Origin of the sequence: Amycolatopsis sp. CA-161197, from assembly GCF_050942255.1 — a bacterium.
GTDB lineage: Bacteria > Actinomycetota > Actinomycetes > Mycobacteriales > Pseudonocardiaceae > Amycolatopsis.
In genome coordinates, this window is record NZ_CP192059.1 from 8257192 (window position 1) to 8278047 (window position 20856).

The 20856-nt window shown below is 70.7% G+C and carries 22 protein-coding genes; 6 read left to right on the forward strand and 16 right to left on the reverse strand.

Going from position 1 to position 20856, the window contains the following annotated elements:
* Positions 1-9: 9 nt before the first annotated feature.
* The 7 genes from ACQPXB_RS38860 to ACQPXB_RS38890 form a co-directional block, all read right to left on the reverse strand.
* Positions 10-1206, reverse strand: a complete 1197-nt coding sequence (locus ACQPXB_RS38860) for a cytochrome P450 (protein ID WP_432846677.1) — start codon at positions 1204-1206, stop codon at positions 10-12.
* Positions 1203-2471, reverse strand: coding sequence for a methylaspartate mutase (locus ACQPXB_RS38865; protein WP_432846678.1), 1269 nt, complete (start codon positions 2469-2471; stop codon positions 1203-1205). Before ACQPXB_RS38865 ends, ACQPXB_RS38860 begins: the two co-directional genes overlap by 4 nt.
* Positions 2468-2956 carry a cobalamin B12-binding domain-containing protein gene (locus ACQPXB_RS38870; RefSeq protein ID WP_366583172.1) on the reverse strand — a complete coding sequence of 163 codons (489 nt, stop codon included), beginning with the start codon at positions 2954-2956 and terminating at the stop codon, positions 2468-2470. The genes ACQPXB_RS38865 and ACQPXB_RS38870 overlap by 4 nt, the downstream gene beginning before the upstream one ends.
* Entirely contained in the window at positions 2953-4167 is a 1215-nt protein-coding gene (locus ACQPXB_RS38875; protein ID WP_432846679.1) for a type III PLP-dependent enzyme, read from the reverse strand. The genes ACQPXB_RS38870 and ACQPXB_RS38875 overlap by 4 nt, the downstream gene beginning before the upstream one ends.
* The gene (locus tag ACQPXB_RS38880) at positions 4164-5615 is read right to left on the reverse strand and encodes an AMP-binding protein (RefSeq protein ID WP_432846681.1); all 1452 of its coding nucleotides are present in this window, start codon (positions 5613-5615) and stop codon (positions 4164-4166) included. The genes ACQPXB_RS38875 and ACQPXB_RS38880 overlap by 4 nt, the downstream gene beginning before the upstream one ends.
* Positions 5616-5785: 170 nt before the next feature.
* Positions 5786-6121 (reverse strand): type II toxin-antitoxin system VapC family toxin, encoded by a 336-nt coding sequence (locus ACQPXB_RS38885; RefSeq protein ID WP_432846682.1) that lies wholly within the window; start codon positions 6119-6121, stop codon positions 5786-5788.
* A gap of 60 nt (positions 6122-6181) precedes the next feature.
* A complete protein-coding gene (locus ACQPXB_RS38890; RefSeq protein ID WP_432846684.1) occupies positions 6182-7681 on the reverse strand; it encodes an AMP-binding protein in 1500 nt (499 codons plus the stop codon).
* Between the two features lie 130 nt (positions 7682-7811).
* Between ACQPXB_RS38890 and ACQPXB_RS38895 the strand changes: the two genes are divergently transcribed.
* Positions 7812-8057, forward strand: a complete 246-nt coding sequence (locus tag ACQPXB_RS38895; RefSeq protein WP_220243495.1) for a phosphopantetheine-binding protein — start codon at positions 7812-7814, stop codon at positions 8055-8057.
* On the opposite strand, the gene ACQPXB_RS38900 is transcribed toward ACQPXB_RS38895, so the two are convergent.
* Both ACQPXB_RS38900 and ACQPXB_RS38905 read right to left on the reverse strand, forming a co-directional pair.
* Positions 8050-9003, reverse strand: a complete 954-nt coding sequence (locus ACQPXB_RS38900) for an ACP S-malonyltransferase (protein WP_366583167.1) — start codon at positions 9001-9003, stop codon at positions 8050-8052. The two genes, ACQPXB_RS38895 and ACQPXB_RS38900, sit on opposite strands and share 8 nt — an antisense overlap.
* A complete protein-coding gene (locus tag ACQPXB_RS38905; RefSeq protein WP_432846687.1) occupies positions 8996-9934 on the reverse strand; it encodes a proline iminopeptidase-family hydrolase in 939 nt (312 codons plus the stop codon). Before ACQPXB_RS38905 ends, ACQPXB_RS38900 begins: the two co-directional genes overlap by 8 nt.
* 272 nt (positions 9935-10206) lie before the next feature.
* Between ACQPXB_RS38905 and ACQPXB_RS38910 the strand changes: the two genes are divergently transcribed.
* Genes ACQPXB_RS38910 through ACQPXB_RS38920 form a run of 3 tightly spaced genes read left to right on the forward strand, consistent with a single transcriptional unit; the run spans position 10207 to position 13234 of the window.
* A complete protein-coding gene (locus ACQPXB_RS38910) occupies positions 10207-11454 on the forward strand; it encodes a nucleotide disphospho-sugar-binding domain-containing protein (protein WP_432846689.1) in 1248 nt (415 codons plus the stop codon).
* Entirely contained in the window at positions 11445-12563 is a 1119-nt protein-coding gene (locus ACQPXB_RS38915; RefSeq protein ID WP_432846691.1) for a sensor histidine kinase, read from the forward strand. The genes ACQPXB_RS38910 and ACQPXB_RS38915 overlap by 10 nt, the downstream gene beginning before the upstream one ends.
* A gap of 17 nt (positions 12564-12580) precedes the next feature.
* Entirely contained in the window at positions 12581-13234 is a 654-nt protein-coding gene (locus ACQPXB_RS38920) for a response regulator transcription factor (protein WP_366583163.1), read from the forward strand.
* Positions 13235-13696: 462 nt separating this feature from the next.
* On the opposite strand, the gene ACQPXB_RS38925 is transcribed toward ACQPXB_RS38920, so the two are convergent.
* From ACQPXB_RS38925 to ACQPXB_RS38940, 4 genes are all read right to left on the reverse strand, one after another.
* Positions 13697-13864, reverse strand: coding sequence for an acyl-CoA carboxylase subunit epsilon (locus ACQPXB_RS38925; protein ID WP_366583162.1), 168 nt, complete (start codon positions 13862-13864; stop codon positions 13697-13699).
* A gap of 11 nt (positions 13865-13875) precedes the next feature.
* Positions 13876-15477, reverse strand: a complete 1602-nt coding sequence (locus ACQPXB_RS38930) for an acyl-CoA carboxylase subunit beta (RefSeq protein WP_432856954.1) — start codon at positions 15475-15477, stop codon at positions 13876-13878.
* Entirely contained in the window at positions 15443-16204 is a 762-nt protein-coding gene (locus tag ACQPXB_RS38935; protein ID WP_366583161.1) for a thioesterase II family protein, read from the reverse strand. The genes ACQPXB_RS38930 and ACQPXB_RS38935 overlap by 35 nt, the downstream gene beginning before the upstream one ends.
* A gap of 173 nt (positions 16205-16377) precedes the next feature.
* Complete coding sequence (locus ACQPXB_RS38940; protein WP_432856957.1) at positions 16378-17232, reverse strand: LysR family transcriptional regulator; 855 nt, start codon at positions 17230-17232, stop codon at positions 16378-16380.
* A 128-nt stretch (positions 17233-17360) separates the two neighbouring features.
* Between ACQPXB_RS38940 and ACQPXB_RS38945 the strand changes: the two genes are divergently transcribed.
* Both ACQPXB_RS38945 and ACQPXB_RS38950 read left to right on the forward strand, forming a co-directional pair.
* On the forward strand, positions 17361-18065 hold the full coding sequence (locus ACQPXB_RS38945) for an SDR family oxidoreductase (RefSeq protein WP_432846693.1): 705 nt from the start codon (positions 17361-17363) through the stop codon (positions 18063-18065).
* A gap of 62 nt (positions 18066-18127) precedes the next feature.
* A complete protein-coding gene (locus tag ACQPXB_RS38950) occupies positions 18128-18964 on the forward strand; it encodes an alpha/beta hydrolase (RefSeq protein ID WP_432846695.1) in 837 nt (278 codons plus the stop codon).
* Here ACQPXB_RS38950 and ACQPXB_RS38955 read toward each other — a convergent pair.
* The 3 genes from ACQPXB_RS38955 to ACQPXB_RS38965 form a co-directional block, all read right to left on the reverse strand.
* Positions 18951-19430 (reverse strand): hypothetical protein, encoded by a 480-nt coding sequence (locus ACQPXB_RS38955; protein WP_432846697.1) that lies wholly within the window; start codon positions 19428-19430, stop codon positions 18951-18953. The genes ACQPXB_RS38950 and ACQPXB_RS38955 overlap by 14 nt on opposite strands.
* An 84-nt stretch (positions 19431-19514) precedes the next feature.
* The gene (locus ACQPXB_RS38960) at positions 19515-20207 is read right to left on the reverse strand and encodes a GNAT family N-acetyltransferase (RefSeq protein ID WP_432846699.1); all 693 of its coding nucleotides are present in this window, start codon (positions 20205-20207) and stop codon (positions 19515-19517) included.
* Positions 20208-20305: 98 nt separating this feature from the next.
* Entirely contained in the window at positions 20306-20785 is a 480-nt protein-coding gene (locus ACQPXB_RS38965; protein WP_432846701.1) for an SRPBCC family protein, read from the reverse strand.
* Between the last annotated feature and the right edge of the window lie 71 nt (positions 20786-20856).

Genomic DNA, 20856 nt, shown 5'->3' on the forward strand with positions numbered 1-20856 from the left:
GCAGGGAAATCACCACGCGATGCGCAGGAGCGAAGGCCCGCGCACGATCACGCCGTATTCCCACTTCACGCCTTCGCGCCCGTCCGCGAGCCGCAGTTCCGGGAAGCGCGCGAGAATCGCCTTGAGCGCTTCCTGCAGTTCCAGGCGCGCGAGCTGCGCGCCGATGCAGTGGTGCGGGCCGTGCCCGAACGCCACGTGCGGGTTGGGGCTGCGGGTGAGGTCGACGGTGTCCGGGTTCGCGAACACCTCCGGGTCGCGGTTGGCCGCGTGCAGCGCCGGCAGCACCGGGTCGCCCGCGCGCACCACGACGTCGCCGAAGCGCACGTCTTCGGTGGCGTAGCGGGCGAACATCGCGGCGGTGTTGATCGGCACGTAACGCAGCAGTTCCTCGACGGCGGTCGGCATCAGCTCCGGGTCCGCACGCAGCTGCGCGAGCAGTTCCGGCTGGGTCAGCAGGGTGAACAGGAAGCTCGGCAGCGCCGTGGACACGGTCTCCACGCCACCGGTGAGCAGGCCCGCGCCGGCGATGGAGATCAGCTCGTTTTCGGTGAGCTTGTCGCCGGCGTCGCGCGCGTAGACCAGCGCGCCGAGCAGGTCGTCGGTCGGCTCCTCGCGCCGCTGCGCCACCAGCCCGGCGACGTAGCTGTCGAGCTGGTCACCGTAGACGTCGAGCACGTCGCCCTTGGCCGTGGCGTCGCTGACCAGCGCTTGGGTCCACTCGCGGAAGATCTTGTGGTCCTCCTGCGGCACGCCGAGCAGGTCGCAGATCACGGTCACGGGCAGCGGGCGCGCGAGCTCCTCGACGACGTCGGCCGAGTCGCCGCGCGCGACCATGCCGTCGAGCAGGTCGTTCACGAGCGTTTGCACGCCTTCGCGCATCTGCTCGAGCCGGCGCGCGGTGAACGCCTTCGACACCAGGCGGCGCAGGCGCGAGTGGTCGGGCGGGTCCATGCCCATGATGCCGTCGCCCATCTGCTGGCGGCGCATCCGCGGCTGGTCGAGACCCTGCGCCAGCTCACGGCTGAAGCGCTGGTCGGTCATCACGAGCTTCACGTCGGCGTACTTGGTGGCGAGCCACGCCGGCTCGCCGAAGGGCATCTGCACCCGGCTCATCGGCTCTTCGCGCTGCAACGTGTGGTAGAGCTCGGAAACGGAGATCTCCTGCATGTCGAACGGGTAGGCCCGGACGGTCCGGCGCGTACTCATCGCGAATCCCCTCCAATCGCGGTCATCGGCTGCTCCAATGCCTGGGCGTCGTGGGTGTGCTGGACGTACGAGAGCGCCGACATCAAAGTCGACGAGGTGATCGCGCCGCCGGGACCGCGCTCGACCACGCGGCGCAGCGGCAGGGAACCGAGGTCGGACCAGCAGAGCCGGCCGGCCGGGTCGAGGTAACTGCGGGCCTGCCCGGCGTTGTCCGGGTGCAGGCAGAACGGCACGTCGAGCAGGCCGCGTTTGAACGCGACCACGATCGCCCGGCCGAGGTCTTCGTGGCTGTTGAGCACGGCGTCGACCAGCGCGTAGGCCTCGCGGTAGACCTGGTTGTCCGCCTCCACGGCGACCTTCCTGGTGCCTCGCACGGCGCCCGCGTGTTCGAGCGCCTGCACGTTCTCCGCGACGGTCGGGATCCGGTGCGCCTCGGCGACGGTCTTCACGATCAGCCGCTCCGAGCCGGTGCTCAGCGCCAGCTCGGCCGCCGTGCCGAGCAGGCTCAGCGAGCCTTCCGGCGTGCGCGGGAACAAGCCCATGTACGCGTAGATCACCACGTGCCACGACGCGCCGGGGAGCAACTCGGTGCACAGCCGGCGCAGTGCCGCGACGGCTTCCTGGTCCTGGCGCAGGTTGGTCTGCTGCGCGTAGCTCACCGAGATGCTGCGCAACCCCTTGCGGTAGAAGAACAACGCCTCCAGCGCACTGAGTGCCACGAGCTCGCTCGGCGGGCAGAGCTGGCCCATCATGCAGCCGCCGAACGTCTCCAGGTGCGCACGGCCGCCCAGCAGCTCGGCGTCGGCCAGCAGTTCACAGCAGTACGACCAGTTGCGCACGGACTCGTCCAGTGGCGTGCGGCTGTAGGGCAGGCAGTAGGACACCGGCCCGCCCTCGGTGGCGTGCAGGCCGGCGGCGAGCATCGCGCGGAAGATGTCCGCCGGGCGGGCCGAACCATGGCGCACCTGCACCGGGAAGTCCGGGCCTTCGAGGCCGTCGAGCATCGCTCGGGTGACCTCGGCCGGGTGGTTGACGATGGGGTAACCGTTGAGTGCGATGCCGTGGGCCAGCGCGTGCGCGACGGAATCGGTGTCGCCGACGCGGGTGTAGCTGTCGAGCGTGACGGTGCCGACGGTCGTGGCGGCCGCGTTCCTGGTCGCCGCGAGCCCGGCGCGCATCGCCACCGGGTCGGCGAACCCCATGCGGGGTTGCACGACCAGCTGCCCGGCCGCGTGCCTGCTCGCCACGAACTCTTCGAAGCTCACACCCCCTCCACCCGCACGGGGAGCTGGGCGGAGCCGGCGGTCAACGTCGCGGCGAACCGGCGGAAGGACGCGTTGTTCTGCTGGTCGTCGAAGACCCCGTCGAAGCCGGCGAGCAGCAGCCGCGCCGTCTCCTCTTCGGTGAGCGGACCGCCGACGCCGAGCTTGCCGCCGATCACCACCGGCAGGGCCCGCAGCTCGGGAAAGGACCGCAGGCGCTGGATCACGCGCAGGCCGTCCTGGTAGCCGTGGCCGTTGACGCTGCTGAGCACGAGCATCGTCGGGAGCCGGCTGAGGCATTCGGACTCCAGCAGCTCGTCGGGCACGCACGCGCCGAGGTTCACCACGTCGAAGCCGAGCTCGCCGACCAGCAGCTCCAGGTACACGAGGTTCCACGTGTGCGAGTCCGACGCCATGCTGCTCACGATCACCGTGCGCGGCGGTTCCGTGACCACGCCGCCGCGGTAGGCGTTCATCTCCTCGCTCACGGCGAAACCTCGTACGCGCGCTGGTAGTCCAGCCGCGACACGGACACGACCTCGTCGCCGCGCACCACGACCTCCGTCGGCGCGGGCCGGCCGAGGAAGCTGATCAGGCTCGCTGTCACGCCGTATGCACCGACGTTCGGCACCGTCACCACGTCGCCGGGCGCCAGCTCGGGCAGCTTCGCGGCCTTCGCGAGCGAGTCACCGGGAGTACACAGTGGACCGACGAGGCTGCCGGTCTCGCCGTTCGGATCGGTGTCCTCGATGCCGACGGCCGCGGGCAGCAGCCGGCCGATGCCGGACAGCCCGCCGACGACGTTGATGCCCGCGTCGAGGATCACGAACCTGCTGCCGCGGCTCTCCTTGACGTTCACGACCCCGGCGAGCAGCGAGCCGCAGCTCCCGGACAGGTACCGGCCCGACTCGCAGGCCAGCTCGACCTCCCCCGTCCGCCATTCCGGCAGGTACAGGTCAAGCAGTTGCTCCAGCCCGGCGCGCAGCTTCGGGTAGTCGGTGCGCGGTCCCGGCACCGCGTACGGCGAGGAGAAGCCGCCGCCGATGTCGAGCAGCTCCAGCGGCAGGCCGGCCTCCTGGTGCAGCTGCGCGGCCGACTGCAGCACGAATTCGTACTCGCCGAGCAGGCTGTCCTCGTCCTTCGCGTTGCTCATGGTGAAGAAGTGCGCGCCGGCCACGCGCGTGCCGGGCACGGCCTTGAACGCGGGCATCAGCGACGGCAGCGTCTCGGCGTCGATGCCGAACTGCGAGGGCCGGCCCATCATGCGGATGCCGGTCGACGCGCTCCCTTGCGTGGTGTTCACGCGCAGCAGGCACGAAGCGACCACACCGTGCTTCTCGGCTGCCACGCCGACGTGCTGCAGGTCGGTGAGGGACTCGACGGAGAACATCCGCACGCCGGTCGCGATCGCCTGCTCCAGCTCGGCGTCGGTCTTTCCCGGGCCGGTGTAGAGGATCTCACTCGGGGCGAAGCCCGCCTGCAGCGCGTTGGCCAGCTCGCCGGTGGAGCTGATCTCCGCGCGGCAACCACCGTCGTGCAGCTCTCGCGCGATTTCGGGGTGCGGGTTGGCCTTCAGCGCGTAAAAGACCTGGAAACCCTCGGGCAGCAGGCCGAACAGCTGGTCGCGCGATCGGGCGACCACGTCGAGGTCGTAGACGTAGGTGGGGGTGCCGAAGCGTTCGGCCAGGGACTCGGTCATTTGCGCGCGCCTTCCACGAGCAGGGCCAGTTCCTTCGTGGCGTTCTTGCCGTGCGCCGTGAGCGGGAACTCGTCGACGACGTGACACAGGGACGGGACCTTCTGCGGTTCGAGGCGCTTCGCCAGCTCCCGCAACACGGTCGTGGGCGGCAGGTCGGTCTCGACGCAGATCGCGAGATCACGCGTGTCGCTCGGCGGGATCGCGCCGGCCGCCCGGACGCCCGGGATGTCCATGGCGGCCGCCTCGATCTCCAAAGTGGACATCCGGATGCCCTTGCGCTTGAACATGTCGTCGCGGCGGCCTTCGAAGTAGAGGTAACCGTCGGCGTCGAGACGGCCGTAGTCGCCGGTGTGCAGGCGCAGCTCGCCGGTCGCCTCGTCGCGGCGGAACGCGCGCGCGGACAGCTCCGGCGCACGCCAGTAACCCGGCATCACGTGCGGTCCGGCGGCCACGATCTCGCCGATGTCTCCGGCGGGCAGCTCCGTTCCATCGGCGGCGAGGATGAGCACGGACGTGCCCGGCAGCGGCAGCCCGGACGCGCCGGGCCGCTGGTCGTCCTCCTCAGGCGGCATGATCGTGATGCGCTTGCACTCGGTCTGGCCGAACTGGCGCACCACGCGGGCACCGGGGAACGCGGCGCGCAGCTGCGCGATCGTGCTCTCGGGCAGCGCGGCGCCGGTGTTGGTGAACAGCCGCACGGGCGCGGCCGGCTCCGTCTCACGGCCGGCGAGGGTGGCGATCATCGTGGCGAGTGACGGCACGATGGGCACGATCGTCGCGCCGACCTCGCGCATCCGCTGCAGCAGCCGCAGGTCGGACTCCGCGTCGGCGAGCACGATCTCGCTGCGGCCGAGCGTCGAGAGCAGGACCTTGTAGAGGCCGTAGTCCCAGGACATCGGGAAGCGGCAGAACACCACGTCGTCGCCGCGGTAGCCCAGCACGGCCTGGATCGCGCCGGCCGCGAAGGTGACCTGGCGATGCGGGCCGATCACGCCCTTGGGCGCGGCGGTGCTGCCGGAGGTGTAGATGAGCACGGCGACGTCGTCGGGGTCGACGTCGGTCGCCTCCACGTGTTCGCCGTAGGCGGCTTCGACCTCGGTCCACAGTAGACTGTAGTTGTCGTTGGTGATGGTGAGCACCGGTTCGGCGTTGGCCACCACCGAGTCGAAGTGGAACGCCTTCATCGCCGGGTTCACCGGCACGAACACCGCGCCGCGGCGCGTGGTGCCGAAGAACAACGCGACCAGCTCACGCGTGGTGGGCAGCTGCACGACCACCCGGTCACCGCGCCCCACCCCGCGCCGGGCGAGCACCACCTCCACCGCGTGGCTCCACGCGGCCAGCTCGGCGTAGGTCCACGCGCCGGCCCGGTCGCGCACGGCCGTCGACCCGGGCGCGTCGGCCACCGCCTCGTCGAGCAGGGAATGGACGAGCAAAGTACCGTTCACGACTGCTCCCACCAGAACTCGAGAACCGGGGCCTCGATCCGCCCCTCGACTCCGGGAAAACTAGCCGCGGCGGCGCGCGTGGCCACACCCCTAACCGCCCCTAAGCGCGCACGCCAAAACGGCCTGCCGCGCCCGGAAACCCAGGCGTAGCAGGCCGTTTCAGACGGGCTTCAGCTCAGCGCTTCGAACCCCGCGACCGGCACGACGCCGTCGAGGTCACGCGCGAGCTGCTCGTCGAGCGTCACGAACGCGTCGCCGTGCAACCGCGTCAACGCGACGTACTCGGCGACGTACGTGTCCGCCCAGCCGAGCTCCTCGGCGACCTGCCACGCCGTCGCCTGCAAGACGCGGTCACCGAGCAGCCGGATCTTCAACGCCCGCACGCGATCGAGCCGCACGGCTGCGTCCTTCTTCGTCAGCTCACCGCGGCGCACCTGCGCGTAGAGCGCGGACAACGCGTGCGAACGGATGAGCGTGGGGCGCCAGCAACCGGTGCCCCACCACACCCTGCTCCTCGGCCAGCCGTAGCGCGACCTCCGGCCCGATCACGTACTTCGCCACGCCGGTCAGGCTACCGGTGTCAGCAGCCCTTCCGCCTCCGCTGCCAGGGCCTTCCGGTCGATCTTCCGGTTCGAGTTCAGCGGGAACTCGTCGACGTGGCGGTAGTGGCGCGGGATCACGCCCTCCGGCAGGACCTGGCGCAGCGCGCGCACCAGCTCGATCACCGGCCGCTCGCCGCCGGTGTAGAAGACGAACAGTTCCGTGCCGGCGTCGCCGGAGACGCCGAGGGCCACGGCGTCGCGGACGCCGGTCGCGCGCAACGCGTGTTCGACCTCCGTCAGCTCGATCCGCCAGCCGAGCACCTGCACCTGGGAGTCGAGGCGGCCGAGGTAGGCCAAGTCGTCGCCGAGCCGCCGGACGCGGTCACCCGTGCGGTAGAAGCGGCGGCCCCCGCGATCGAGGAACCGGCCGTTTTCGTCGGCCGGGTCGAGGTAGCCCGGGGTCAGCTGCGGACCCGCGATGGCGAGTTCACCCTCTTCCGCTTCCTCGACGTCATCCTCGCCGAGCAGCAGGTGGTCGTGGCCCTCGTGGACGGCGCCGATCGGCACCACCCCGTTGACCGCGACGCGCGGCGTCTCCACGTCGTCCCAGCGGTAACCGGCGACGGTGATGGTGAGCTCGGTGGGGCCGTAGAGGTTCTCCGCAAGCGAGTTCACGGCCGCGGCGCGCCAGTCGGCCGTGTCGCGCACGGTGAGCGCTTCGCCCGCGAAGAAGCTCCACCGCAGGCCGGGCAGCGCACCCGGCTTGAGCCCACCCGTGCGGCGCACCAGGTCGATCGCACTCGGCGTGGAGAACCACACCGTCAGCCCGCTCTCCGCGGCGAACGCCGGCAGGTCGCGGTAGGCGCGCCCGGGCAGCACCACCGCGGGCGCCCCCGCGCCCCACGCACAGAACAGGTCGAACATCGCGCAGTCGAAGTTCAGGTCGAAGGTCTGGGAGAACACGTCGTCGGGGGTGAAGTCGTAACGCGCGTCGAGCAGGCCGAAGTAGTGCTCGGTCGAACCGTGGCCGATCCGCACGCCCTTGGGCCGGCCGGTGGAGCCGGACGTGAACAGGATGTACGCGGAGTCCTCCGGCCGCACCTCCCGCGGCGCGGCCAGACCCTGCGCCCGCGTCTGAAGGGTGAGCACGGGAACCCGCCGCGCGCCGAGCACGTCCGCCGGCAGCGCCTGGCCGCGTTCGTCGACCACCAGCGCGTCGACCCCCGCCGCCTCGACCATCTGCGCCGTGCGGGCCGCCGGGAAGTCGGGCCGCAGCGGCACCACCGTGGCGCCCGCGTACAACCCGGCCAGGATCCCCGCGTACGCGCTGATTCCCTTGCCCGCCAGCACCCCTACGGTGCGCGCGCCCGCGTCGGCCAGCGCGCCGGCCCAGAGCAGCGCCTGCTCGTGGAGCCGGCCGTAGCTCAGCTCCTGGCCGCCGACCCGGACGGCGGTGCCGTTCTCGGAAAGCGCCAGGCCACGCAGGAAGCGCGAGTGCAGCCCGCCGGTGAAGCTCGTATCCATCGTCGTCCTCCGCGTTGAATAGGGGTCCCGATGCGTCGATCCGGAGCGGCGACGCGAGGTAGAGTCCAAAACCGAACCGGGCGGTCGGTTTTCTGCCTGGTAGATACCGATCTAGCCATCCGGAGTAGTCATGTGGGACAGCTCTTTCGACGAGACCCTTCGCACGTTCCTCCCGTTCCTCCCCGCCGAGGAGGCACTCACCGCCGAGACCCCGCTGCGGGAGTACGGCCTCGACTCGCTCGCGACCGTGGAACTGCTCGCCGTGCTGGAGCAGAACTACAACGTGCGCTTCGAGGACGACGCCCTCAACCTCGAGACCTTCGAGAACCCGGGCCGGCTCTGGGCCACGCTCGCCGAGCTGCAGCCGGCTAGCTGACCCGCGAAGGTCCTGCGCCCCGCCTCCGGGGTTGCAGGGCCAGGCGCGGGTTCACCGTGACCACCTCGAAGCGGCTCGTGGTCGCGCGGACGCGGCCGAACAGCGTGTCCGGGCCGGCCACCCAGAGCTTGCGCACGCCCAGCTGTTCCAGGGAGGAGACGACGTGCGGCCACCGCAACGGCTTGACGATGCTGTCGAGCAGCATCGTGCGCACCTGCTCCCCCGACCGCAGGATCGAGCCGTCCTGGTCGGCGACGATCGGGAGCAGCGGGTCGTGGAAGTCGAGGTCGCCGATGACCTCGTCCTCCGCCTTCCGCCGCAGCGCCGCGAAAGCTCGGGAGTGCAACGGCGGACGCATGGTGTACAACGACAACCCGCCCATGCTGCGCACGGTCTGCTTGAGCCAGTCGAGGTTCCGCTCGCGCAACGAGACCATGTAGAAGTCGTGGTCGATGTAGCACGAGATGTCGGACCACTCGCCGCGCCCGTCGAGGTCGTTGAGCGCGTCCAGGAGCTTCTCCTCGGGCGTGCGCACGAACGAGTGCGTGACCACGTCGGTGTACTCGGTGGCGAAGAACTCGGTGAGGCAACGCGCGAGCTCCGCGGTCATCCAGACGGCGTCGGGGAACGTCAGCGCGCCGGCGTACACACTGGCCGGCTTCTCGCCGAAGCTCGGGCCGGTGCAGTAGTCGGGGCTGATGTCGTACTCCTGCTCGGCCCACTCGGCGAGCGCGAGGCACGTGAGCATGAACCCGACCTGGGCGTATTCGGAGTAGTCGCCCTCCGTCTCGCGGAACCGGTCGACCAGCGAGTAGCCGAGCCGGTCGTTGGCCTCTCCGATCAGGCGGCGGGCGAACGGGTTGATGAGCAGGAACTTGCCGAAGTCGGCGAAGCGGCAGGGGCTCATCCCGGGGAAGACCACCGCCGATCCTCTGGCCTCATCCATGGCTGGTTGCCTCACTTTCGGCGTTGGCGGCGGGGTGGACTTCCTGCAGGAAACTCAGCAGGACCTCGTGGAACCGTCCGGGTTCCTCGAGGTGGGGAACGTGGCTGGAGTCCTCGAAGATCTCCCAGCGCACGTCGTGGATCCGGTCGAAGTAGGGCTGGACGGTCCTGGGGGTGGCTTCGTCGTGCCGGCCGGAGATGAGCAGCGTCGGCACCTCGATGTCGTCGAGGTCGTCGACCACGGAGTGGTCCTTCAGCGTGCCGGTGACGGTGAACTCGCTCGGCCCGTTCATCACGGAGTAGACGGTGTTGTTGTCCGCCATCTCCATGAACGAGGCCAGGTAGTCGCCCGGCCACGGCAGCACGCGGCAGACGTGGCGGTCGTAGAACACGCGCATGGCGTCGAAGTACTCCTGCGTGTCCGTGGTACCGGCGGCCTCGTGCGCCCGCAGCTGCTCGTCGACGCCGGGCGGGAGCTGCGCCCGGAGCGCGTCCATTTCGGAGCGCCAGAGTTCGTACGACGCGGGCGAGTTGGCGATCACGAGCCCGCGCAGCCCGTCGGGCCGCTGCGCCGCGTGGCGCGCGACGACCAGGCCGCCCCACGACTGTCCGTAAAGGACGTAGTTGTCCTCGATGCCCAGCCGGTGCACGAGGTTGTCGAGCTCGTCGCCGAACAGCTCGGGCGTCCAGAAGTCCGCGCCCTCGGCCGGCAGCCGCGTGGAACCGCCGCTGCCGAGCTGGTCGTAGTGCACCACCGGAAACCCGTGCTCGGCGAGCGAGCAGAGGTTCAGCAGGTAGTCGTGCGTGCTGCCCGGTCCCCCGTGGACCACGACGACGGCGGGCAGCTCGCCGCCGACGACGCCGGTGACCCGGTACCACGTGCGGTGCTCGCCGAAGGGAACCCAGCCCTTCGCGGTGGGCGCCACGGCCATGCTCATCACCTCGTTCGTTTCCCTCGGCCGGCGGGTGGTTGCCGCCGGACCCACGTTCATGTCTAGCCGCACCGGCGTCGTCGTCACCAGCCCCTAAGGGGCGTCTAAAGCCGGTCTAAGTCTTTGTTCTCCTTAGCCCACAAGGACTTTTCGAGGCAAGGGCGGTAGGGGTGCGCGACCCCTAGCGGCGCGTTGCCGGGTCGGCCGCGCGCGGCGTCCGCACTAACGTTTTTTCCCGCCAGCAGGTCGAGCCAGTTCGGAGAGTGCGTCCCATGCGAGTCATGTTGATGGTCTTCCCGACGAGGACGCACGTCTACAGCATGGCGCCGGTCGGCTGGGCGCTCGCGGCCGCCGGCCACGAGGTGCGGTTCGTCGGCCAGTGCAACCCGCGCGAGGTGGCCTCGTTCGCCGAGACCGGTCTCGACGCGATGTGGTTCGGCACCGAGCTCGACATCGCGCGCCACCGGCAGCTGCAGGTCGAGGGCAACAACGCCATGCAGGGCGAGTTCCGCATCTCCGAGAGCCGGCCCGAGCGGTACACCGAGGAGTACGTGCGCAACGTCTACGAGCACTGGGTGGACGTGTTCCGCTGGACCACGCCCGATTCGCTGCTCGACGAGCTCGTGCGCTTCGCGCGGCAGTGGCAGCCGGACCTCGTGGTGTGGGACCCGATGATCTACGCCGCGCCGATCGTCGCGCACGCCATCGGGGTGCCGCACCTGCGGATGATGTACGCGATGGACCAGACGGCCCGCATCAACGCGCAGTACCGCGACCTGCGGTCCGACGCGCCGGATCCCTTCGTGGACTGGATGTCGGGCGCGGTCGCGCGGTTCGGCGCGGTCTACGACGAAACCCTGCGCCACGGCCTGAAGACCATCGACTGCCACCCGTCCTATCTGCGCTACGACGGCGTCGACGTCGACTACCTGCCGGCGCGGTTCATCCCGCAGAACAAGCCGATGGCGATCCCGCGCTGGGTGCTCGAGAAGCCGGCGCGCCCGCGGGTGATGCTGACGCTGGGGATCTCCAACCGGCAGGTGCTGGGCGTCGAGGAGACGTCGGTGTCCGACCTGCTCGACGCCCTCGCCGACCTCGACGTCGAGGTGATCGCGACGCTCAACGCCGGCCAGCTGGCGTCCGTGCGGAAGGTGCCGGACAACGTGCGCGCGGTCGACTTCGTGCCCATGAACGAACTGCTCGCGAGCTGTTCGGCCATCATCCACCAGGGTGGCGGCGCGACGATCGGCAACGCCGTGGTCAACGGCGTGCCGCAGCTCGTGATCCCCGGCACCACGTGGAGCGAGCGCGGTTCGGCCGTCGCGCAGGTCAAGCGGGGCAACGGGTTGCTGGTGGACCTGGAGGACGTCACACCGGGGAGTGTCCGAACAGGACTGCTGAGACTCCTGGAGGAACCGTCGTTCCGCAGCTGCGCCCTGGAGGTCCGCGACGAGATGCTCACGACGCCGACGCTCGACGACCTCGTGCCCGAGTTCGAACGGATCGCGCGATGCCGGTGACACGGCGGCCCCACGCGATCCGCACGATCGGGTTCCTCATCGTGAACTTCCCGGTCCGGATCTTCGCGTTCGTGGTCGTCCTCGTGTCGATGATCGTCGGGGTCGCGACGACGATGCTGTGGGTGGGCATCCCCCTGTCGCTGATCGCGACGGGCGTGATGCGCGGCTTCGCGGACTTCGAGCGGCGGTCGGTGCGGACGTTGCTCGGTGTCGAAGTGGCCCAGCCGCGGCGGAAACAGCCCAACGGCAACGGCCTGCTGGCGGCGTGGCAGGCGCGGCTGGTGGACCCGGTGACGTGGCGCGAGCTCGTGTTCGTGCTCGTGGCGATGCCGCTGGGGATCGTCGAGTTCGTGGCCGGGATCGTCTCGGTGGCGGTGCCGCCGTTCGGGATCTTCGTGGCGCCGCGGATCGGGGCGTTGCACGCTGAGTTCACACTGTCGATGCTGGGTCCGGACCGCACGGCGCAGCTGGAGGAGCGCACGCAGCACCTGCAGCACTCGCGGGCGCGCGGCGTCGACGCCGTGGAGGCCGAGCGCAAGCGCATCGAGCGCGACCTGCACGACGGCGCACAGCAGCGGCTCGTGGCCGTCGCGATGAGCCTGGGGCGCGCGCAGCTGAAGCTCGACTCCGACGATTCCGCCGCCGTGCGCGAGCTCATCGGCGCCGCGCACGCCGACGCCAAGCTGGCCGTGTCCGAGCTGCGCGACCTCGCCCGCGGGATCTACCCGCCGGTGCTGCAGGACCGCGGTCTCGACGCGGCTTTGTCGTCGCTGACCGCCCGCATGCCGATCCCGGTCGACGTCGAGGTCGCCGTGGATCCGCGCCCGCCGGCGCCGGTGGAGACCACGACGTACTTCATCGTGAGCGAGGTGCTCACGAACATCACCAAACACGCCGGCGCCGACCGCGCCTCGGTGCGCGTGACCCGCGACGACGACACCGTGGTCGTCCAGATCATGGACAACGGCCGCGGCGGCGCCTCGGTGCGCCCCGGCGGCGGGCTGGCCGGCCTCGCCGACCGCGCCGCCACGATCGACGGCGTGCTCACGGTGGTCAGCCCGATGGGCGGGCCGACCGTCGTGCGTGCCGATCTCCCTGTCCGCTGGTGATTTTGAGGAGCTGTTCCATGCGTGTCGTGATCGCCGAGGATTCCGTGCTCCTGCGCGCGGGTGTGCAAAGCCTGCTCGCCGACGTCGGCATCACCACGGCCGCCGCCGTCGACAACCCGGACGCCATGCTCGTCGCCATCCGCGAGCACCGCCCCGACCTCGTCATCGCCGACGTCCGCATGCCCCCCACCTTCACCGACGAGGGCATCCGCGCGGCGATCGCCGCCCGCCAGGAGATTCCCGGGTTGCCGGTCCTGGTGGTCTCGCAGTACGTCGAGGGCAGCTACGCGGTCGACCTCATCGCCGAAGGCACCTCCGGCGTGGGCTACCTGCTGAAGGAGCGCGTCGCCGACGTCGCCGACTTCCTGGAAGCCGTCCGCCGCGTCGCCGGCGGCGGCTCGGCCATCGACCCCGACGTGGTGGCCCAGATGCTCTCCCGCAGCCGCGATCCCCTGGAGGGCCTGACCGCGCGCGAAACCGAGGTCCTCGGCCTGATGGCGCAGGGTCTGTCGAACGCCGCCATCGCCAAGACCCTGGTGGTGACCCAGGGCGCAGTGGAAAACCACATCAGCAACATCTTCGCGAAACTCGGCCTGGAAGCCAGCCGCGACGAGAACCGCCGCATCCGCGCCGTGCTGACCTATTTGGACAGCACCGCCGTGCGCGCTTGATTCACTCGATCGATATCGTGCGGATGTTCGAGTGGGGTCGGTAGCTTGGGGGTATGGAGCTTTCGCCTGCCGGCCCGGTTCGGATCTCGACCATTGTGGACGGTGTGCTCGCCACGCTGTGGAGAGCACACCTCGCTTCGCCGCACCCCCGAAGACGGGTGCGGCTCGGTGCTGCTTTTGGTGCAGTGAGCCGCAAAACCGCACTGGCCTCGCGGCAGATGTATTCCTCGGGCGAGTCAGCGGAGAATGGCGTGACCGGGCCCGGCCGCGAGAGAGGCGGGGCGTTTGGTTCCTTGAATTCCCTCGCATCAAAGATAAGAGCCGCACCGGCACCGCCGGGAGAGCACGCAGTCCGTTCGCGCCAGGTCGCCGCGACCGTGCGCGCACACCCATCCGCTGCAAAGAAGAGAGCCGCACCCGCGCCACCAATCCGTGGCACAGATGCGGCCCCCAGCGCGACCCTCAGCGAACCCCTTGCCAACTCGTCGCCGGCACGAAGCGCACCGGCCGGCGTGGCCGTGGCACCTGCACCTCGACCACCGGCTCGGGCGGCGCCTGAAGCGCGGTCAGCACCGCCACCAAAGCCGCGAGTTCCTCGTCCGTCGGGTTCCCGCGCACGATCCGCACCACTGGCCCGCTCATCACACCGGCGGGTTTCCGTGCTTGCGCGCCGGGATGTCGGCGTGCTTGGTGCGCAGCATGGTCAGCGCGCGGATCAGCACCTCGCGCGTCCGGGCGGGCTCGATGACGTCGTCGACCAGGCCGCGCTCGGCGGCGTAGTACGGGTGCATGAGCTCGGTCCGGTACTCCTTGATCTTGAGCCGCCGGACGGTCTCCGGGTCGTCGGCCGCCTTGATCTCGCGGCGGAAGATCACGTTGGCGGCGCCCTCGGCGCCCATCACGGCGATCTCGTTCGTCGGCCACGCGAGCGACACGTCGGTGCCGATCGAGCGCGAGTCCATCACGATGTAGGCGCCCCCGTAGGCCTTGCGCAGGATGAGCTGCACGCGCGGCACCGTGGCGTTGCAGTAGGCATACAGCAGCTTCGCGCCGTGCCGGATGATGCCGCCGTGTTCCTGGTCCACGCCCGGCAGGAAGCCGGGCACGTCGACCAGCGTCACGAGCGGAATGTTGAACGCGTCGCACGTCTGCACGAACCGCGCGGCCTTCTCGCTGGCCTCGATGTCGAGCACGCCCGCGAGCGCCGCCGGCTGGTTGGCCACGATGGCGACCACGTGCCCGTCGAGCCGGGCGAACGCGCACACCACGTTCGTCGCCCAGCCGGCGTGCACCTGGAGGAACTCGCCGTCGTCCACGATCTCCTCGATCACGGCGCACATGTCGTACGCGCGCGCCGAGTCGGTCGGCACCAGGTCGAGCAGGCGGTCCGTCCGGCGGTCGACCGGGTCGGTGGTCGGCTCGACCGGCGGGGCCTCATTGTTGTTGGCGGGCAACAAGGACAGCAGGTACCGCACGTCTTCGAGGCACGACTGCTCGTCGTCGTAGACGAACGCGGCCACGCCCGAGGTACCGGCGTGCACGTCGGCGCCGCCGAGGCCGTTCTGCGTGATCTCCTCGCCCGTCACGGCCTGCACCACGTCGGGGCCGGTGATGAACATCTGCGACGTCTCGCGGACCATGAACACGAAGTCCGTCAAGGCCGGCGAGTACGCCGCACCACCGGCACACGGGCCGAGCATCACCGAGATCTGCGGGATCACCCCCGAACACCGGGTGTTGCGCTGGAAGATGCCGCCGTAGCCGGCGAGCGCGGTCACGCCCTCCTGGATCCGCGCGCCGGCGCCGTCGTTCAGCGACACGAGCGGCGCGCCCGCGGCCGCGGCGAGGTCCATCACCTTGTGGATCTTCTGCGCGTGCGCCTCGCCGAGCGCGCCGCCGAAGATGCGGAAGTCGTGGGCGTAGACGAAAACCGTGCGCCCGTGCACGGTCCCCCACCCGCACACCACGCCGTCCGAGTACGGGCGGCGGTGTTCGAGCCCGAAGCCCGTCGCCCGGTGGCGCCGCAGGGCTTCCAGCTCGGTGAAGCTGCCGGGGTCGAGCAGCAGCTCGATGCGCTCGTGGGCGGTCAGCTTTCCGCGCTCGTGCTGCCGGACGGTCGCCGCGTCGTCGGGACCGCGCCGCGCCGCCTCCTTGATCTCGCGCAGCTCCACGAGCCGGTTGCCGAACGCTCCCTCTACGGCCAGTGCCTCAGACATGTACACGCCCCTTGTCGACGAGCCGATCAGCCAGATACCGGAGAATCACGTCTTGGTGGCGGGTCAGGAAGAAGTGCCCGCCCTGCAGCGTCACCAGCTCGAAGCCCGCCGCCGTGTGGTCGGCCCACGAGCGGACCTCGGCCACGGAGGCGACCGGGTCGTCGGTGCCGGTGAACGCGACCACCGGCGTGGCGAGCGGAAGGCCCGGCACGTGCCGGTAGGTCTCCACGGCGCGGTAGTCGTTGCGCACCACGGGAAGGATCATGCGCACGACGTCCTCGTCGCCGAGCAGGTCCATCTCGGTCCCGCTCAGGCGGCGCAGCTCGTCGAGCACGCCTTCGTCGGTGCGCGTGTGCACGGACTCGTCGCGCTGCCGCGAGGGCGCGCGCCGGCCGGACACGAACAGCGTGTCCACCGGGGCCCCCGACGATTCCAGCCGCCGCGCCACCTCGTAGGCGACCATCGCGCCCATGCTGTGGCCGAACAACGCCAACGGCCGGTCCGTCTTGTCGCGCAGCAGCTCGGCGACCGCGTCGGCCATGGCGTCGATCGTGGTCAGGAACGGCTCGTGCCGCCGGTCCTGCCGTCCGGGGTACTGCACGGCGAGCACCTCGACATCCGGCGCCAGGGCCCGCGAAACCGGGAAGTAGAAGCTGGCCGACCCGCCCGCGTGCGGCAGGCACACCAACCGCGCCCGAGCCTCCGGCGCCGCGTGGAACCGCCGAAACCAGGCGTCTTCCGCGTGGGCGACCATGTCGTCCCACCGCCTTTCCGTCTGTCACAACGTCTGTCAGAACGTCTGTCACAACGGGACGAGGTCACGCCGACCGGGTCCCCCGACGCACCAAGCTAGCCCGCCCGGCAGCCGCCCAACGACCCCTAAGCGCCCCTAAAGGCAGCCTGAAAGGAGACCCTCCACAATGGACCTCAGACCTGGTCGGCCCCGCCCCGGAGCTCGTCCAGGAACGCCCGCGCGGCCGGTGAAGCGCTCGCGCTCACGGCCACCGCGACGGTCCGCGGCGTGCGCGGCACCAAGGGCCGCAGCACGGTGCCGTCGAGCCGCGGCACGCCGACCGACGGCAGGATGCTCACGCCCAGGCGCGCCCGCACCATCTCCAGCACGGCCGACATCTCGCGGGCCTCGAACGTCGCCTCCAGGTGAACCCCGGCCTTCTCCGCGGCCGCCGAGAACACCTGCGCGCAGCCGCCCGTCGGGCGGACGAACGGCTCCTCGGCGAGGTCCGCGTAGGAGACGGCCTCGCGCTCCGCCAGCCGATGGCCGGCGGGCAGCACGGCGCACATCTCGTGGCTGTCGAGCAGCACCGTCCGCAGGCCGGGCGCGGGCAGCGTGACCACGGCGGCGTCGGCGACCCCCAGGTCGAGCCAGTCGCGCACCTCCTGGTCGCTGCCCTCGATCAGGCGCACCGCGACGAGCGGGTGGCGTTCGGTGAACGCCCGCAGCTCGGCGGGCAGCCGCGTGCCCGTGGCGGTGGGCAGGCTGGCGATCCGCAGCGTCCCGGTGATCTGGCCGGCGACCTCGGCGACCTCGGCGCGCAGCAGATCCACCTGCCGCACGGCCTCGCGCGCCCGCCGGACGGCGCGTTCGCCGGCTTCGGTGAGGGTGACGCCGGTGCGCTGGCGGGTGAGCAGCGGCGCACCGAGCTCGGCTTCGAGCGAGGCGATCGAGCGGCTCACCGCGGGCTGCGCCATGCCGAGGCGCTCGCCCGCCGCCGTGAAACCGCCGTGGTCGGCCACGGCCAGGAGCACCTTGAGCTGCTGCATCGTCGTCACGAGGACCTCCCACCATGATCGCCGCGGCATACCGTCATAACGCGAAGGACATTTCCCACGGCTCGTCCAGAACATTACCGTCATGGAGCAACCGAGCAAAACAAGAGGAGTCATTAGTCATGCGAGTGCTGATCACCGGGACGTCGAAGGGCATCGGCCGGACCGTCGTCGACCGGCTGGCCGCCGAGGGCCACCACCCGATCGGCCTGGCGCGCACCGCGCCGGCCGAATTCCCCGGCAGCTTCCACGCCGTCGACCTCGGCGACCGCGACGCCACCGCCGCGACGCTCGACAAGGTCCTCGCGGAAGGTCCCGTCGACGCGGTGGTGAACAACGTCGGCTTCGCCAAGCTGGCGCCGCTCGGGTCGATCGACCTCGACGACATCGCCCACGCCTACGACCTCAACTTCCGCACCGCGGTGCAGGTGACCCAGGCCGTGCTGCCCGGGATGCTCGCCGCCGGGCGCGGCCGGATCGTGAACGTCACGAGCATGGTCACCCTCGGCACCGCGAACCGCACCACCTACGCGGGGTCGAAGGCGGCGCTCGAGACCGCCACCGCCATCTGGGCCGGGGAGCTCGGGGCCAGCGGCATCACCGTGAACGCCGTCGCGCCCGGGCCGACGGAGACCGAGCTGTTCCGTCGCGGCACCCCCGCCGGGTCCGAAGGCGAAACCCGGTTCCTGGAGAAGCTGCCGGTCGGCCGGCTCGGGCGGCCGGCGGAGATCGCCCACGCCATCTGTTTCCTGCTTTCCGACGACGCCGGATTCATCACCGGCCAGGTCCTGCGCGTCGACGGCGGAGGGAGCATCGCCACGGCCTGAGGCCGCCACGGACTCGACAAAACCGCCACGGCGGCCCGCCCGATTCGGGCAGAATCGCCGAGATGGCACCCACTTTTGTCCTCGTCCACGGTTCGAACGCCCCCGGCCGCTGCTTCACCTCACTGCAGCGCGAGCTCGCGCTGCTCGGCCACCGCTCGCTCGCGGTCGACCTGCCCGGCCACGGTGCGGCGGGGTTCTCGGCGGCGTACCAGGCACAGGACCTGGAGACGTTCGCCACCGAGCCCTCGCCGCTGGCGGGCGTGACCCACGCCGAGGTGGTGGCGGCGCTGACGGACGTGGTCCGGCGGGTGCACGAGCACGGTCCGGTGATCCTCGTGGGGCACAGCCGGGGTGGGATGGCGGTCACGAGCGTCGCGAACGCCGTGCCGGACCTGCTGGCGCGCACGGTGTACCTGACGGCGTGGTGCTGCGTGACCGGCAACCCCGCCCACTACCTGCAGGACCCGGCCCACGTTCCGACAGCGCTTCTCGAAGCGGCCACCGTCAGGGTCGGTGATCCGGGGCAGCTCGGTGTGCTGCGCATGAACTGGCGCACCGCCGACGCGACGCAGCTCGCCGCGTTGAAGCGGGCGATTCTGGCCGACGGCACCGACGCCGAGCTGCTGTCGTTCCTGGCCGGCATGGATCCGGACGAGAGCCTGGACGGCGGTGACGACGTCATCGACGCCGCCACCTGGGGCCGGGTGCCGCACACCTACGTGCGCTTCACCCGGGACGAGAGCATGCCGTTGGCCCTGCAGGACACCTTCATCAAGGAGGCCGACGCACGCACGCCCGACAACCCGTTCGACGTCCACTCGCTCGAAGCGTCGCACGTCGGGCCGCTCATCCACTCCGCGGAGCTCGCCTCCGTGCTGGCGAGCCTCACACTCCGGTAGACGAACCCGGCCGCACGATCATCAGCACCGTGACCACGGCCCACAGCAGGTTGAACACCCCCGTCGTCATGGCCAGCCGGCCGGCGACGCGGGTGTCCAACGCGGTCGCCACAGACGACCCGGCTGTCTCGGCCGGCACCGCGCCGTCACCCGAAGGTCCCGCCAGCGCGGCCCGCTGACCCGGCAGCACGAACACCAGCAGCACCACCGCGGCCACCGCGGTCAGGGCGATCGAGACGAGCACCCACGTCTGGCCCGTCACCTTCATCGTCCCGGCGACGGCGAAACCGAACACCGGCACGGCGATCGACACCCACGCGTACACGCGGCAGATGCGGTGCAGCAGCACCAACGTCGAGCGATCACCCCGCTTCAGGGCGGCGGGGAACATACTGGCGGCCACGGCCACGGGCCCGACGGCGAGGATCGCCGCCAGCACGTGGATCGACAGGAAGACTTTGCTCACGGCCTTGACGCTAGCCCTCGCGTTTCACCGCCCGGAACCGGCTGGATCGCCGTCTTCCGCCGGATTCTCGCCAGTCGCCGGAAACTAGCGCTTGTCCGATTCGGGCACCCGCACCGCGAGGAACACCAACGTCCGGTTCAGCTTGAAGCCCAGGTGCTCGTACAGCCGGATCGCGCCGACGTTCGACGCGGCGGCGTGCAGGAACGGCAGCTCCCCGCGTTCGCGGATGCCCGCCGCGACCGCGCGGATGAGCCGCGCCGCCAAGCCCTGGCCGCGGAACGCCGGGTCGGTGCAGACCGCGCTGATCTCCGTCCAGCCCGGCGGGTGGAAGCGTTCGCCGGCCATCGCGACGAGGGCGCCGTCGCGCCGGATGCCCAGGTAGGTGCCCAGTTCGATGGTGCGCGGCAGGAACGGGCCGGGCTGCGTGCGGGCGACGAGGTCGAGCATCTCGGGCACGTCGGCTGCGGTCAGGCGGACGGCTTCCGCGTCGGGAGCCACGGTCAGGCCGGTGCCCTCGAGCTGCACGCCCGGCGTCTCGCCGAGCACGGTCCAGCCCGCGGGCGCGGGACCCGTCGCGCCGGCGATCACAGCCGTGGCACCAGGTCCGGCGAGGTCGGCGATGTCACGCCAGACTTGGTCGTCCGGCTGATCCGGCAGGGCGACGAAGGGCGCGACGTCCGCGGGGTAGCGCAGGACCTGGCCCTTCTGCTCGGCCAAGTGCGCGTGCGGTCCGGTCAGCGCTGCCCACACCGGGTTGTCGAGCGGCGACGAGCTCATCCTGCCTGCCATTTCGTAGTCGGAGCGACACTCCAGAATGCGGTGGCGGCCAGGCGTTGTGCCACCCGATCCCACATGCTGGGGTGTGACTCCCCGAACTACGCGCGCAACGCCTCGAACGACGCCTTCAGCGCCGGGTAGTACTCGTCGAACGACGGCCGCACCGAGTCGTCGCGCGCGGCGACCAGCAGGTCGAGGTAGTACTCCCAGCCGGGCCCGATCTCGCCGATCCCGTCGGTGCTCGTCAGGTGGTGCACCAGCCGCAGCTCGGTCCCGTCCTCCACTTCGGACACGAGCAGCTCCATCGGCCACCCGCCGGCGTCCTCCATGCCCAGCAACGCCAGCCGCTGCGGTGCTTCACACGCGTCGACGCGCATGTCGATCCACGGCTTGCCCTCCTCGAACACCATCGGCACCCGGACCGTTTTCCCGGGCGCGCCTTCGCCTTCCCACGGCCCGAACCACAGCGCCGTGCGGTGCGGCTGCGTCACGTCGGCCCAGACGTCTTCGGGTGACGTCGCGAACGTGCGGCGCAGCACGAGGGCGAAGCCGCCGTCGGTGCGCACCAGCTCTGCCATGAGGGACCCCTTCCGCGTCGAGGACGCCAGGGTAGCCGCGAACCGGGCAAATCAGGCCGGAAACTGGCCGG

Coding starts and splice junctions, on each gene's coding strand:
- ACQPXB_RS38860 (WP_432846677.1), bottom strand. CDS start 1,206: ATGAGTACGCGCCGGACCGTCCGGGCCTACCCGTTCGACATGCAGGAG.
- ACQPXB_RS38875 (WP_432846679.1), bottom strand. CDS start 4,167: ATGACCGAGTCCCTGGCCGAACGCTTCGGCACCCCCACCTACGTCTAC.
- ACQPXB_RS38890 (WP_432846684.1), bottom strand. CDS start 7,681: ATGGATACGAGCTTCACCGGCGGGCTGCACTCGCGCTTCCTGCGTGGC.
- ACQPXB_RS38895 (WP_220243495.1), top strand. CDS start 7,812: ATGTGGGACAGCTCTTTCGACGAGACCCTTCGCACGTTCCTCCCGTTC.
- ACQPXB_RS38900 (WP_366583167.1), bottom strand. CDS start 9,003: ATGGATGAGGCCAGAGGATCGGCGGTGGTCTTCCCCGGGATGAGCCCC.
- ACQPXB_RS38905 (WP_432846687.1), bottom strand. CDS start 9,934: ATGGCCGTGGCGCCCACCGCGAAGGGCTGGGTTCCCTTCGGCGAGCAC.
- ACQPXB_RS38910 (WP_432846689.1), top strand. CDS start 10,207: ATGCGAGTCATGTTGATGGTCTTCCCGACGAGGACGCACGTCTACAGC.
- ACQPXB_RS38915 (WP_432846691.1), top strand. CDS start 11,445: ATGCCGGTGACACGGCGGCCCCACGCGATCCGCACGATCGGGTTCCTC.
- ACQPXB_RS38920 (WP_366583163.1), top strand. CDS start 12,581: ATGCGTGTCGTGATCGCCGAGGATTCCGTGCTCCTGCGCGCGGGTGTG.
- ACQPXB_RS38935 (WP_366583161.1), bottom strand. CDS start 16,204: ATGGTCGCCCACGCGGAAGACGCCTGGTTTCGGCGGTTCCACGCGGCG.
- ACQPXB_RS38940 (WP_432856957.1), bottom strand. CDS start 17,232: ATGCAGCAGCTCAAGGTGCTCCTGGCCGTGGCCGACCACGGCGGTTTC.
- ACQPXB_RS38945 (WP_432846693.1), top strand. CDS start 17,361: ATGCGAGTGCTGATCACCGGGACGTCGAAGGGCATCGGCCGGACCGTC.
- ACQPXB_RS38950 (WP_432846695.1), top strand. CDS start 18,128: ATGGCACCCACTTTTGTCCTCGTCCACGGTTCGAACGCCCCCGGCCGC.
- ACQPXB_RS38960 (WP_432846699.1), bottom strand. CDS start 20,207: ATGAGCTCGTCGCCGCTCGACAACCCGGTGTGGGCAGCGCTGACCGGA.
- ACQPXB_RS38965 (WP_432846701.1), bottom strand. CDS start 20,785: ATGGCAGAGCTGGTGCGCACCGACGGCGGCTTCGCCCTCGTGCTGCGC.